A 13,309-nucleotide genomic window follows, 5' to 3' on the forward strand; every position below is an offset into this window, starting at 1 on the left:
CCGGTTCCTCCCCCGGGCCGGTCGCCGGCCACCGGCTGCGGGTATCACACCGGGTGCAGCCGGGCCGGGCGCCAGGACGGCGCCCACCGCCGGCGGACCAACCGAGAGGACGGCCATGAGCAGGCTCCGGGCGGGCACCGGCCCACTGCGCCGCAAGCCGATCGAGCACATCGAGGACCCCGAGGGCGCCCGCAGCGAGCAGCTCACCCGGGTGCTCGGGCTCTGGCAGCTCACCGCCATCGGGGTCGGCGGCATCATCGGCGCCGGGATCTTCACCCTGGCGGGGACCGTCGCCAACGGCACGGCGGGCCCCGCCGTGGTGCTCTCCTTCGTGATCGCCGGCATCGCCAGCGCGGCCGCCGCCCTGTCGTACGCGGAGTTCGCCGGGCTGATCCCCAAGGCCGGATCGGCCTACACCTACGGCTACGCGGTCCTCGGGGAGGTGGTCGGCTGGTGCATCGGCTGGGACCTGCTGCTGGAGTACACCGCCATCGTCGCGGTGGTCGCCATCGGCATCTCCGGCTACTTCGAGTTCCTGATCGGCAACCTGGGGGCGCACGTGCCGGCCTGGATGATGGGCGCCCCCGGCACCGGGCCCGGCCACCGGGTCGACCTCTTCGCCGCCGTGCTGTGCCTGCTGATCGCCTATCTGCTCAACCAGGGCATGAGCAACGCCGCCCGCTTCGAGACCTCGGTGGTGGTGCTGAAGGTCGTGGTGGTGCTGCTGGTCGTGGTGGTCGGCTTCCTCCACATCGACACCGGCAACTACCGGCCCTTCTTCCCGTACGGCGTCGGTGGCGCGTTCACCGGCGCGGCCACGGTCTTCTTCGCCGTCTTCGGCTACGACGCGATGAGCACGGCGGCGGAGGAGTCCAAGGACTCCCAGCGGCACATGCCCAAGGCGATCGTCTACTCGCTCGCCATCGCCATGGTCCTCTACATCCTGGCCTGCCTGGTGCTCACCGGGATGCAGCACTACACGGAGATCGACCGGGAGAGCGGCTTCTCCACCGCGTTCAAGTCGGTGGGGCTCAGCGGGCTGGCCAATGTGGTCGCGGTCGGCGCGATCATCGGCATCCTCACCGTGATGTTCACCTTCATGCTCGGCGTCACCCGGGTCTGGTTCTCGATGAGCCGGGACGGGCTGCTGCCCAAGTGGTTCGCCCGGACGCACCCCACCCGGCACGTACCGACCCGGGTCACCTGGATCGTCGGCGCCGCCTCGGCCGTCATCGCGGGCCTCGTCCCGATCGCGGAGGCCGCCGAACTGACCAACATCGGCATCCTGCTGGCCTTCGCGGTGGTCTCCACCTCGGTGATCGTGCTCCGCCGCACCCGCCCCGACCTGCCGCGCGCCTTCCGCTGCCCCGCCGTGCCGCTGGTGCCCGCGATCGGCGTCTGCTTCTCGCTCTGGCTGATCACCTTCCTGCACTGGCAGACCTGGGTCCGCTTCGCGGTGTGGTTCGTCGTCGGCCTGGTGATCTACGGCGGCTACTCCTACCGGCACTCGGTGCTCGCCCGCACCCCGGCGCCCGGCGACACGCCGTAGCCCGGCCGGGTCCGCCGGGGTGCGGGGCGGCGGCGGCCGGGGTCTGCTGGTGGGTATGACCGCACCGCATCCGCTGGTCCGCTTCACCAACGAGCTGATGGAACTGACCGACGACCTGGACCAGGCGGCCGCCGCCGACTTCGTACGCCGTGTCTACGAGGCGGGCCGCGAGGAGGGCGAACGCCGGGCGCAGGGGCACCAGTAGCCGGACCACAGGAGGCCAGCCATGCCGCTCTACCGCTGGGAACTGGAGGCCGTCGACGCGAACGGGCGGCGGACCTCCCGTACGTCCGACGGCATCCAGGCCAACCCGCAGGAGTTCGAGGGCACCGCCGAGGACTTCGCCGACCGCAGGCTGCGGGACTGGATCGCGCTGCTCCAGGGCGACCCGCAGTCCATGCCCGCCCGGGTGGAGATCCGGGTCTGGGCGGCCGACGCCGACCCCGACGCCGACCCGGACAGCACCACCCACTGGAACAGCCCGCCCGGCGCCTGACCCGGCGGCGGCCCGCTGCCCGAACAGCGCCCGCCCGAATACCGCCCGCCCGGGGGCCGGGCGGTGGCACAATCGCGGGCGATGACTTTCGAGACCGCCACTGACGCACTGTCAGGCCCCGGCGTCGCCCTGGACTCGCTGCGCGGCCTGGCCGCCGGTGACGCCTTCGGCGCCCAGTTCTTCGTCCCCGGCAACCTCGACGCGCTGCGCCGCCGCGCCCTGCCGCCCGCGCCCTGGCCGTGGACCGACGACACCGAGATGGCCTGCTCGGTGCTGGCGGTGCTGCGCCGGGACGGCGCCGTCGGCCAGGACGCGCTGGCCGCCTCCTTCGCACACCACCATGACTTCGACCGGGGCTACGGCCCGGCGGTGAACCGGCTGCTGCGGCTGGTCCGGCAGGGCGGGTCGTGGCGGGAGCTGGCCGCCGGGCTGTTCGAAGGCCAGGGGTCCTGGGGGAACGGGGCCGCGATGCGGGTGGCGCCGCTGGGCGCCTGGTTCGCGGCCGACCCCGAGCGGGCCGCCGAGCAGGCCGCCCGCTCCGCCGAGGTCACCCACGCCCACCCCGAGGCCGTCGCCGGAGCCGTGGCGGTGGCCGTCGCCGCCGCCTGGGCCGCCCGTACCCGGCACTCGGACCCGGCCCCGGCGGCCCTGCTGGACGCCGTGCTGGAGCTGACCCCGGCGGGCCGGGTCCGCGCGGGCGTGGCCGAGGCGCGGTCGCTGGCCGACGAGCCGCACCCCGAGGCCGCCGCGCACCGGCTGGGCAACGGTGCCCGGGTGAGCGCGGTGGACACCGTGCCGTTCGCGCTCTGGTGCGCCGCCCGCCACCTGCGGGACTACGAGCAGGCGCTGTGGACGACCTCGTCGGCGGGCGGGGACGTGGACACCACCTGCGCCATCGTCGGCGGGATCGTCGCGGCCCGGGTCGGCACCGACGGCATCCCCGCGCGCTGGCGCTCGGCGGTCGAGCCGCTGCCGGCCTGGGCGGGCGGGGACCGGGGCGGCTCCGGCGCCCCGCACAGCGGCTGACGGGCGGCGGTACGGCGGCGGCCCGCACCCCGGATGGAGTACATCCGGCTGCGAGTTCGAAACGGTCCGCACCGGGGTGCTCCGGCCGGCGAAATACCGTGGCGACCTGCGAAAACGGCGCTCCGAGCGGCGGTGGCTCCGTGCATTCGAACGGCTACGCAAACGGACTTTCGACGCGCGGCCTTATGTCGAACGTACTTACGTTGGCGGCACCGGTTCTCCGGAACAAACCCCGAGAGGAAGAAAACACCCATGTCCAAGCGCATGACCCGCCTCATCGCCACCGCCGCCCTCGCCGCTGCCGCCACCGTCGTCCCGCTGGCCGGCAGCGCGAGCGCCACCTCCTACGGTGACGGCGGCTTCGGCCGGGACGGCGGCCGACACTTCTCCCGCCACCACCATCACCACCACCACCACGGCCACCGCTGGGGCTGGGGCCGCGAGGACCGGGGCTTCGACCGTGGCCGCCGTGGGTTCGACCGCGGCTTCGACCGCGGCGACCGGGGCTTCGGCTTCGACCGCGGCGGCCTCTTCGGGGGCGGCCTGTTCGGCGGCGGCTACGGCCGCAACGTGACGATCATCTTCTGACGCACGTAACGCAGGCAGCGCCAAGCGCACACCGCCACTGCGGGACCCGGACACCTCCGGGTCCCGCAGTCGTCGTCCGGGCGGCACCACCTCGCCCACCGGCCCAAGGCGGCCCGGCGCAGGACGGACGTGTGGCGCCCACCGCAGCAGACCCCGGGAGGACCCGATGGACCAGCTGGACATCGCCGTCGTCGATGTGCCCGAACTCGGCCGCTTCGAGGCCAGGCAGGGGGAGCGGCGGGCCGGATTCGCCGACTACCTGCGCAGCGCGGACCTCGTCGTCCTGCCGCATACGGAGGTGGAGCCGGAGTTCGAGGGCCGAGGCGTCGGCGGCGCGCTGGCCAGGGCCGCGCTGGACGACGCCCGTGCCCGGGAGCTGCCCGTCCTGGCCACCTGCCCGTTCATCGCGGGCTGGCTGGGCCGCCACCCCGAGTACGCCGACCTGATCTACCAGAACCGGAGTCGGGTCTCGGACTGACCGGCCCCGCCCGCCGCCCCCGGACCTGCGGGGGCAGTGGTGGCGACGCTCTAGACTGCGGGTTCCCCCTTGGAACAGGAATCCGGATGTCGACAGCAGGTTCCCCGACGAACTGGGCAGGCAACGTCACCTTCGGCGCGGCCCGCGTGCACCGCCCGACCACGGTCGACGAACTGCGGCGTACCGTCGCCGCCGCCGACCGGGTCCGCGCCCTGGGCACCGGCCACTCCTTCAGCCGGATCGCCGACACCACCGGCGACCTGGTCCGGCTGGACGGCCTGCCGCCCCGGATCGACATCGACCCGCAGCGCTCCACCGTGACCGTCGCCGCCGGACTGCGGTACGCCGAAGTCGCCGCCCGGCTGCACACGGCCGGGTACGCGCTGGCCAACCTGGCCTCGCTGCCGCACATCTCGGTCGCCGGCGCCTGCGCCACCGGCACCCACGGCTCCGGCGACGCCCTCCCGGGCCTGGCGGCGGCGGTGGCCGGACTGCGACTCGTCGGCCCGGACGGCGACCTGACCGAGCCGACCCGGGACGGCGACCCCGAGACGCTGCGCGGCGCGGTGGTCGGCCTCGGCGCGCTCGGCGTCGTCACCGCCGTCACCCTGGACATCGAGCCGACCTACGAGGTGGCCCAGCAGGTCTACACCGGACTGCCCCTCGACCGGCTGGCCGACTCCCACCAGGAGATCAGCGCCGCCGCCTACAGCGTCAGCGTCTTCACCGACTGGCGCACCGACGCCAGGATCTGGCTCAAGCAGCGCACCGACCGCGACTCCGGCGGCCCCGGCAGGCACTGGCTGGGCGCCGACCGCGCCGACCGCCCGCAGCACCCCATCGCCGGACTGCCCGCGCAGTACTGCACCGAGCAGCTGGGCGTCCCCGGGCCCTGGCACGAGCGGCTGCCGCACTTCCGCCCCGACTTCACCCCCAGCAACGGCGAGGAGCTCCAGTCCGAGCTGCTGCTGCCGCGCGCCGCCGCCCCCGCCGCCTTCGCCGCGCTGCGCGCCCTCGGCGGCCGGATGGCCCCGGTGCTCCAGGTCTCCGAGATCCGCACCGTGGCCGCCGACGACCTGTGGCTCAGCCCGAGCCACGGCCGCGACAGCGTCGCCGTCCACTTCACCTGGGCCCAGGACACCGAGGCGGTGCTCCCGGTCGTCGCCGCGATCGAGGAGCAACTGCTGCCGCTGGGCGGCCGGCCGCACTGGGGCAAGCTGACCGCCGCCGCGCCGCAGAGCCTGCCCGGCCGCTATGAGCGGGCCGCCGACTTCCGGCGGCTGCTGCGGGACCGCGACCCGGCCGGGAAGTTCCGCAACGCCTTCCTGGACGGGGTCTTCCCCGCCGCCTGACCGGATGGGCGGGCAGCGGGGCCGGGCGGGCAGACTGGCGGTGACGGCCCGCCCGGTGACGGAGGCTCCCGATGGCCAGTGCTCTCCTCCCGCGCCCCCGGCGGCAGCTCGCCCCGGGCGCGGTCCATCTGCCCGACTGGCTGACCCTGGAGCAGCAGCGGGAGCTGGTCCGGGCCTGCCGCCGCTGGGCGACCGGCCCGGTCCCGCTGCGGCACACCCGGCTGCCGCGCGGCGGCGTGATGTCGGTGCGGACGGTCTGCGTCGGCTGGCACTGGCGGCCGTACGCCTACAGCCGCACCGCCGACGACGTGAACGGGCAGCCGGTCGCGCCGTTCCCGGACTGGCTGGTCGCGCTGGGCCGCCGCGCGGTGGCGGCCGCCTACCAGGACCAGGCGGCCGGCGATGCGTACACGCCGGACACCGCCCTGGTCAACTTCTACGACGGCGACGCCCGGATGGGCATGCACCAGGACAAGGACGAGCGCAGCGCCGCCCCGGTCGTCTCGCTGAGCATCGGTGACAGCTGCGTCTTCCGGTTCGGCAACACCGAGAACCGGGGTCGGCCCTACACCGATGTCGAGCTGGCCTCCGGTGACCTGTTCGTCTTCGGCGGCCCCGCCCGGTTCGCGTACCACGGCGTGCCCCGCGTCCACCCCGGCACCGGCGACCCGGCCACCGGTCTGGCCGCCGGCCGGCTCAACCTCACCCTGCGGGCCACCGGGCTCAGCGACCCGCCCACCGGGGCCCGCTGAGCCCGGCCAAGCCGAGTCGGGTCAGGTCGGGTCGGCCGGGCGGACCGGGATGCCATGGCGCTCCAGCAGGGCGGCGGTCACCCCGTCACCCGTACGGCGCGCACCGCTGAACGAGCCGTCGTAGACCACCCCGCGACCGCAGGACGGGCTGCGCGGCATCAGCACCGCGCTGCCGCAGCCCGCCCGCCGGGCCGCCGCCAGCGCCCGGTGGGCGCCCCGCAGGAACTCCTCGGTGACATCGGTGCCCCGGTCGTCCAGCACCCGGGCCCGGCCGTCCAGCACCTCGTGCCCGTCCCCGCCGACGATCTCGGCGGGCCGGCGCGGCGTGGGCAGACCGCCCGCGACCTCGGGGCAGAACGGCACCACCCGCCCGCCGTCCGCCACCTCGCCCGGACCGCCCGTCGCCCGGCCGTCGTAGCGGCACGGCACCCCGTGCAGACAGGCGCTGACCAGCACTGGTTCCATGCCCGCCACTGTAGACGGACGCCCTTGCGGCCGGCCTGCCGCCGCAGCCGGGCGGCCCCGCGCTCAGGCGACCGTGCTGAACCCGGCCGGCGGCGCGGCCAGCGCGGCGCGCAGCCGCTCCACCGTGAGCACACCGACGGCGCGGCCCTCCGCGTCGACCACCGGCCAGGCGCGCAGCCGGCGCGCCCGCATCGCGACCGCCGCCGCGGTGACCGGCAGCTGCGGGCGGGCGAACGGCCCCGCGTCCTGCAGGATGTCGCGGACCGCGATCCGCTCGGTGTACCAGGAGCGGGCCTGGTACGGCGCCAGCTGGGCGCGGGTCAGCACCCCCGCGCACCGGCCGTCCCCCGTCCGGACGAGCAGGTGGTCGACGCCCGCGCCGTGCAGGATGTCGAGCGCCCGGTCCACGATGACGTCGTCGCGGATCTGCAACTGCGGCGGCTCCATCGCCTCACCGACGGTGGTGGCGCCGCCGACGGCGGTAGCGGGCAGCGGGGTGCTGGTGGTCACTCGTACGCCTTCTTCCTGGACTTTCCCGGAGTGGTGGACCGGGCCCGGATCGGTGGGGTGGCCCAAAGTGGTGAACTGGCCCGGAGTGGTGAACTGGCCCGGCAGCGGGAACGGCTCCCGCCGGGCGGCGCGGACGCTCAGCACCGCCGCCCCGGCCGCACCCTGCGGACGGCGGCGCCGGCGGGCGGCCCGCCGCTTCGCGGTGCGTCGAAGACGGGCGGTACGGGGGGTCGGCCGGCCACCTGGGAACGGCCTTCGGTCACGCTCATAGTGCGAACCTGCCCCCGGGCGCGGAATTCACCCACCCGGCGTCGTCGCTCCCCGAACACGACACCGACTCGGTGGTCGGCGTGCGGAACGCGCTCGGTGACCGCCATGCTACGCGGCGCACCCGGCCGGCCGCCGCCGCGCGCCGGGCCGGGCGCGCTCCGGTTGCCGACCGACCACCCGGCCCGCAGAGTGGGCCCGGTGCGCCGCGAAGGCGCCGACCAGGCGATCGGGCGATCGGGCGATCGGGCGAATCAGACGATCGGGCGATCGGGTGACCAGGTGATCGGGAGTGAGGCCCTGTGGAGCAGTATCCGGCGTTCCCACTGGCGGACTGGCGTCCGACCAAGGAGACCGTCCACCGGTTCGCCCAGATCATCGGGAAGATCCGGCTGGCCGCCAGCCCCCGGCGCAACCACTGGTGGAACGTCCCCTTCCACCTGACCGGACGCGGCATCACCACCCGCCCGATGCGCGATCCGGCGAGCGGGCGGTTGTTCACCATCGACTTCGACTTCGTCGCCCACCGGCTGGTCATCGCCACCCTGGCCGGGGACGAGGTCTCCTTCCCGCTGGCCGGCCGCTCGGTGGCCGACTTCTACCGGACCACGCTCGCCGCACTCGCCCACCTGGGCATCCGGACCCGCCCGGCGCTCCCGCACCCGTTCGACCTGCCGGACAGCGGCCGCCCCTTCGCGGAGGACACCGAGCACCACACCTATGACACCGCCGCCGTCACCACCTACTGGCGCATCCTCAGCCGGGTGGCGATGGAGCTGGAGGTGTTCGCCGCCGACTACTGCGGCAAGACCAGCCCGGTGCACCACTTCTGGCACACCTTCGACATCGCCGTCACCCGCTTCTCCGACCGGAAGGTGGACGAGGACGCCTCGATCGACCCGGTCACCCGGGAGGCGTACTCCCACGAGGTGATCAGCTCCGGCTTCTGGTTCGGTGACGACCACACCCCGGAACCGGCCTTCTACTCCTACACCGCTCCGGAGCCCGCCGGGCTGGCCGCCCGCCCGCTGGAACCGGCCGCCGCCCGCTGGACCCAGCAGAACGGCTCCCACCTCGCCGTGCTGCCCTACGCGGCGGTGCGCGGCGCGCCGGACCAGCACGCCGCCGTCCAGGACTTCTACCACAGCGCCTTCCGGGCCGGGGCCGACCTGGCGGGCTGGCCCGCCGCCCGCGAGTGCAACCACGGCGTCACCGACCCGGTCCTCGTCTGACCCGGTCCCACCGACCGATCGCAGGAGGTGGCGGGTGACCCGGGCCGGAGACCTCCGGCTGGCCTCGCCGGCCGGGCGCGGGGTGCTCGCCTGCGCGGTGCTCGGCTCCGGCATGGCGATGCTGGACGGCACCGTGGTCACCGTGGCGCTGCCCCGGATCGGCGCGGACCTGGACGTACCGCTGTCCGCGCTGCAATGGGTCCTCAACGCCTATCTGCTCACCCTGGCCGGGCTGATCCTGCTCGGCGGGGGGCTCGGGGACCGCTACGGGCGCCGCCGGATCTTCCTGCTGGGCGTGGTCTGGTTCGCGGTGGCGTCCGTGCTGTGCGGCCTGGCGCCCGGCGCCGGCACCCTGGTCGCCGCCCGCGCGCTCCAAGGGGTCGGCGGGGCGCTGCTCACCCCCGGCTCGCTGGCGCTGGTCCAGGCCACCTTCCAGGAGGACGACCGGGCCAAGGCGGTGGGGCTCTGGTCGGGCCTCGGCGGGGTGGCGATCGCGGCGGGCCCGTTCCTGGGCGGCTGGCTGGTGGACGGGCCCGGCTGGCGGTGGATCTTCTTCATCAATGTGCCGCTGGCGCTGGCCGTCGTCCTGCTGGCGCTGCGCTGGGTGCCGGAGAGCCGGGACTGGCAGGCCACCGGGCGGTTCGACATCCCGGGCGCCGCGCTGGCCGCCCTGGCGCTGGCGGGCGTCACCTACGCCCTGATCGACGCCTCCGGGGGCGCCGGGCAGCTGGTGGCCTGGGCGGCGGGCGCCGGTGCGGTGCTGGGCGCCCTCTTCGTCCGGCGCGAACGGCGGACGGCGCATCCCATGCTGCCACCGGAGGTGTTCCGCTCCAGGCTGTTCACCGCCGTCAACGTGGTGACGCTCTGCCTGTACGCCGCGATCGGCGGGGTGCTCTTCCTGCTCCCCACCCAGTTGCAGAACGGCCTCGGCTACGACGCGCTGGAGGCCGGGATCGCCTCGCTGCCGATCACGCTGCTGATGATCACCCTCTCCGGCCCGGCCGGCGCGCTCGCGCAGCGGATCGGCCCCCGGCTGCTGCTGACCGCCGGTCCGCTGATCGCCGCCGTCGGGATGCTGCTGCTGCACCGCCTGCACCCCGGCGGCTCCTACTGGACGGACGTACTGCCCGCGGTGGCCGTCCAGGGCCTGGGGATGAGCCTGTTCGTCGCCCCGCTGACCGCGACCGTCCTGGCCTCGGTCGACGTCCGCCGGGCCGGGATCGCCAGCGGCGTCAACAACGCGGCCGCCCGGGTGGCGCAGCTGCTCGCCGTGGCGGCGCTCCCGCTGGCCGTCGGCCTGTCGGGCAGCGGCTACCGCTCCGCCGCCGGGGTGGACCGCGCCTTCGGCCGGGCGGTGCTGATCTGCGCGGCCCTGATGGCCCTCGGCGGGGTGCTCTCCTGGTGCACCGTGCCCGCCGGGGCGCTCGGCCGCCGCCGCGCCGGCCGCCCGGTCGCCGAACCCCGCTGCACCGTCCACGGCACGCCCACCAGCCCGCCGCTGGAGCCCCAGCCCGACCCGGGCCCGGCCGAGCCGGAGGGCGGGTAGCGGCGAGTGGCGTCCCGGCGGCGGCGCGGCCAGACTTCGTACGGGGGCATCCGCCTTCCTACGGGGGCATCCGCGCGCCGCACCCTGGGAGCCGCCGTGCAGCAGGTCCGCGATCTGATGACCACCCGACTGGTGACCGTCCCGCCGTTCACCTCCGTGACGGACGTCGCGGCGCTGATGCGGGACGCCGATGTGGGCTGCGTCCTGGTGACCAGCGGTGACCAGCTGCACGGTCTGATCACCGACCGGGATGTGACCGTGCGGATCACCGCCGAGGGCGAACTCGCCGGGGAGGCGTCCGCCTGCGAGGCCGCCTCGGGCGCGCTGGTGACCGTGGCGCCCGACACCTCGCTGTGCGACGCCGCCGCGCTGATGTGCGCGCGGGGGCTGCGCCGCCTCCCGGTGGTCGAGGGTGGTCGGCTGGTCGGGCTGCTGTCGCTGGGCGACATCGCCGGGACCGCGCACGCGCAGGAGGTGCTCACCGCGCTCAGCCGGGCCGAGGCCAACCACTGAGCGCGCTCTGTCGGTCCCGGACGTATAACGGTTTACCTTCGGTCGTCCACGATGCACCACCAGGGTTCCGTACATGTGATCGGCTCTTGGTGCGCCGTCCGCCCGTGGCGACGCGGGGGAGGAACGGGAAGATGCGGCGCGGTCCCAAGGTGGTGCTGGCGGGCGTGTGCACCGCGATGCTGGCGGTGAGCGGCTACGGCGTCTACAACATCACCCACAGCCTGACCGCTTCGCACCGCAAGCCGGTGGTGGAGCCGACGGCCCTGGCGACCGAGCCGCCGAGCGACGCCGACGCGACCAAGCTGGCGCGGGCGTTCCTGGACAGCTGGGCCGCCGGGCCGTCCCACTACCCGGGCGCGGCCGGCGACACCGACGTCCCCGCCGCCGCGCAGCAGGGGCTGGCGGACTTCCACGACGGCCTGAAGCTCTCCTCGGTCCGGTTCGGCGCCGTCACGGCGGTCGGTCCGGCCACCGGGGTCACCGGCGGCACCCATGTCACCTTCACCATCACCGCGCAGGTCAAGGGCGGCGCCTGGAGCTACCCGGGCGCGCTGGACGTGGTGCGGAGCAGCGGCGGCGGCACCGCCGTGCACTGGGCGCCGACCGTGCTCCACCCCAAGCTCAAGGAGGATCAGCAGCTGGTCGCGGGCACGCTGCCGGCGGCGGCGGACGACGTCGTGGTGACCGACTACCACGGGGCGGCCCTCACCAGCGCGAAGTACCCCTCGCTGGGGGACATCATCAGCCAGCTGAAGACCAGGTACGCGGCCAAGGCCAAGGGCAGCGCCGGCACCGGCGTGGCGATCGTGGACGCCGACGGCGACCGTGTCTCCACCGTGGAGACCTTCACCGCCGCCAAGCCGAAGAAGCTCAGGACGACGCTGGACGCCGGACTCCAGGCCGCCGCCGAGCGGGCGGTGAACAGCGCGCGGGTCGGGGACAGGTCGGCGGGCGTGGTCGCCATCGACCACGGCAACGGCTACGTCAAGGCGGTGGCGTACCGGGGGAACGACGGCGACATCGCCATCAACGGCTGGTCGGCGCCCGGCTCCACCATGAAGATCATCACCGCCGCCGCGCTGATCGACCGGGCCGGGATGGGGCCGGGCACCGCCGCGCCCTGCCCGACCACCGCCATGGTCAACGGCCAGATCTTCCACAACGTGGACGATGAGCACGCCACCGGCGCCACGCTGTCCGACGCCTTCCGGATGTCCTGCAACACCGCCTTCATCAAGCTGGTCGACAACGCCTGGGACAAGCGGCCGGAGGGCTTCACGGCGGTCGGCGACGAGGCGCGGCAGGTCTTCGGGATCGGCAGCTGGTCCATCGGGGTGGCCACCAAGGACCCGCAGCTGAACGATCCGGCCGTCGGTGACCGCAATCTGCGGGCGGGCGACGCCATCGGCCAGGGCGACATCGCGGTGAGCCCGCTGGTGATGGCCTCGGTGGCCGCCACCGTACGCAACACCGGCTTCCGGCAGCCGATCCTGGTCCCGGGTCTTGAGCAGACCCCGGCCCAGCGGCCGATCTCGGCCGGCACCGCGCAGGCCGTCCGGCAGCTGATGCGCGCCACCGCGCTCGGCGGCACCGCCGCCCCCCGGGTCGGTGACCTGCCCGGGGTGGGCGCCAAGACCGGCACCGCCGAGGTGGGGGAGGGCCGTCCCAACAACGGCTGGTTCACCGCGTACGACGACCGCATCGCGGTGGCCGCCGAGGTCATCGGCGGTGGGACGGGCGTCGACTCCGCCGGGTATGTGGTCCGCGACGTGCTGCTGGCCGACCGGTAGCCGGACTCAGACGCCCGCCCTGGCTGGTCCGGGGCGGGGGTTGAGGCCCTGCGCGATCCGGCGGGCCACATCGATGACCTGCTCGTCCGGCGCGTCCAGCCCTTGCGCGGCGACCAGGGTGAGGTTGATGCTGAGCAGTGCCACCCGGGTGCGCAGCGTCTCCTCCAGGGACGCCTCCGGGTCGGTGACGGAGTCGAACAGCTCCAGCAGGCGCTCGAAGACGCCCTCCTGCTCGGGCCGCAGGTCGCGGACCACGCGGTGGTTGGTGAGGACGAAGCGCATCGTCCGCAGGCCCCGCCCGGCGGCCAGCGCGCTCCACCGGTCGATGATCTCCTCGCGCAGCTGCGGCCCGGCGGGCTGGGTGGCGGCCCAGCCGATCAGCTCGTCCAGATTGGCCAGGTGGGCGGTGAGCAGCGAGCGGACGATGTCCTCCTTGCTCGCGAAGTGGTAGTACAACGCGGCCTTGGTGATCCCCAGGCACTCGGCGATCTCGCGCAGCGAGGTGGCCTCGTAGCCCCGCTCGGTGAACAGCGACAGCGCGACCTCCTGGATCTCGCTCTTGGTGTCGCCGCCCCGCCGGTGTCCTGCCATCACGCGTCCGCCTTTCCGGTTGTGCCCTGCCCGATCGTGTCCATCCGAGGCCGGATTGCCAACTTACCGGCCGACCAGTTAAATTACTAACCGGCCGGTAAGTACCGGGCTGTACTTCTGCACCTCTGCACATCCGAACCTCTGTATCGAAAGG

At 74.5% G+C, this 13,309-nt stretch carries 15 protein-coding genes; 12 read left to right on the forward strand and 3 right to left on the reverse strand.

All coding sequences use genetic code 11. The features are described 5' to 3' along the window. Positions 1-115: 115 nt before the first annotated feature. From ACIQGZ_RS16515 to ACIQGZ_RS16550, 8 genes are all read left to right on the forward strand, one after another. On the forward strand, positions 116-1,549 hold the full coding sequence (locus ACIQGZ_RS16515; protein ID WP_402602428.1) for an amino acid permease: 1,434 nt from the start codon (positions 116-118) through the stop codon (positions 1,547-1,549). Between the two features lie 55 nt (positions 1,550-1,604). Then, positions 1,605-1,754: a hypothetical protein gene (locus ACIQGZ_RS16520; RefSeq protein ID WP_402602429.1), complete on the forward strand. Its 150-nt coding sequence runs from the start codon at positions 1,605-1,607 to the stop codon at positions 1,752-1,754. 21 nt (positions 1,755-1,775) lie between these two features. Next, positions 1,776-2,045: a hypothetical protein gene (locus tag ACIQGZ_RS16525; RefSeq protein ID WP_402602431.1), complete on the forward strand. Its 270-nt coding sequence runs from the start codon at positions 1,776-1,778 to the stop codon at positions 2,043-2,045. Positions 2,046-2,126: 81 nt separating this feature from the next. Beyond that, on the forward strand, positions 2,127-3,071 hold the full coding sequence (locus ACIQGZ_RS16530) for an ADP-ribosylglycohydrolase family protein (RefSeq protein WP_402602433.1): 945 nt from the start codon (positions 2,127-2,129) through the stop codon (positions 3,069-3,071). A gap of 252 nt (positions 3,072-3,323) precedes the next feature. Next, complete coding sequence (locus ACIQGZ_RS16535; protein WP_402602435.1) at positions 3,324-3,659, forward strand: hypothetical protein; 336 nt, start codon at positions 3,324-3,326, stop codon at positions 3,657-3,659. A 166-nt stretch (positions 3,660-3,825) separates the two neighbouring features. Next, entirely contained in the window at positions 3,826-4,137 is a 312-nt protein-coding gene (locus ACIQGZ_RS16540; RefSeq protein ID WP_402602436.1) for a GNAT family N-acetyltransferase, read from the forward strand. An 86-nt stretch (positions 4,138-4,223) separates the two neighbouring features. Next, the gene (locus ACIQGZ_RS16545) at positions 4,224-5,489 is read left to right on the forward strand and encodes an FAD-binding protein (protein ID WP_402602438.1); all 1,266 of its coding nucleotides are present in this window, start codon (positions 4,224-4,226) and stop codon (positions 5,487-5,489) included. Positions 5,490-5,560: 71 nt separating this feature from the next. Beyond that, positions 5,561-6,241, forward strand: coding sequence for an alpha-ketoglutarate-dependent dioxygenase AlkB family protein (locus ACIQGZ_RS16550; RefSeq protein WP_402602440.1), 681 nt, complete (start codon positions 5,561-5,563; stop codon positions 6,239-6,241). Between the two features lie 21 nt (positions 6,242-6,262). On the opposite strand, the gene ACIQGZ_RS16555 is transcribed toward ACIQGZ_RS16550, so the two are convergent. Together ACIQGZ_RS16555 and ACIQGZ_RS16560 are read right to left on the reverse strand one after the other, a co-directional pair. Beyond that, a complete protein-coding gene (locus ACIQGZ_RS16555; RefSeq protein ID WP_402602442.1) occupies positions 6,263-6,706 on the reverse strand; it encodes a DUF523 domain-containing protein in 444 nt (147 codons plus the stop codon). Between the two features lie 63 nt (positions 6,707-6,769). After that, entirely contained in the window at positions 6,770-7,216 is a 447-nt protein-coding gene (locus ACIQGZ_RS16560) for a CBS domain-containing protein (protein WP_402602443.1), read from the reverse strand. A 569-nt stretch (positions 7,217-7,785) separates the two neighbouring features. Here ACIQGZ_RS16560 and ACIQGZ_RS16565 point away from each other — a divergent pair. From ACIQGZ_RS16565 to ACIQGZ_RS16580, 4 genes are all read left to right on the forward strand, one after another. Continuing rightward, a complete protein-coding gene (locus tag ACIQGZ_RS16565; RefSeq protein WP_402602445.1) occupies positions 7,786-8,715 on the forward strand; it encodes a DUF5996 family protein in 930 nt (309 codons plus the stop codon). A 112-nt stretch (positions 8,716-8,827) separates the two neighbouring features. Continuing rightward, positions 8,828-10,261, forward strand: coding sequence for an MFS transporter (locus ACIQGZ_RS16570; RefSeq protein ID WP_402602818.1), 1,434 nt, complete (start codon positions 8,828-8,830; stop codon positions 10,259-10,261). Positions 10,262-10,357: 96 nt separating this feature from the next. Next, the gene (locus tag ACIQGZ_RS16575) at positions 10,358-10,774 is read left to right on the forward strand and encodes a CBS domain-containing protein (protein WP_402602446.1); all 417 of its coding nucleotides are present in this window, start codon (positions 10,358-10,360) and stop codon (positions 10,772-10,774) included. A 131-nt stretch (positions 10,775-10,905) separates the two neighbouring features. After that, positions 10,906-12,564 carry a penicillin-binding transpeptidase domain-containing protein gene (locus tag ACIQGZ_RS16580; RefSeq protein WP_402602447.1) on the forward strand — a complete coding sequence of 553 codons (1,659 nt, stop codon included), beginning with the start codon at positions 10,906-10,908 and terminating at the stop codon, positions 12,562-12,564. Between the two features lie 6 nt (positions 12,565-12,570). Here ACIQGZ_RS16580 and ACIQGZ_RS16585 read toward each other — a convergent pair whose 3' ends face one another. Continuing rightward, entirely contained in the window at positions 12,571-13,155 is a 585-nt protein-coding gene (locus tag ACIQGZ_RS16585) for a TetR/AcrR family transcriptional regulator (protein WP_402602448.1), read from the reverse strand. Positions 13,156-13,309 lie beyond the last annotated feature (154 nt).

Origin of the sequence: Streptomyces sp. NPDC092296 (genome assembly GCF_044755465.1) — a bacterium.
In the GTDB taxonomy this organism is placed as follows: domain Bacteria; phylum Actinomycetota; class Actinomycetes; order Streptomycetales; family Streptomycetaceae; genus Peterkaempfera.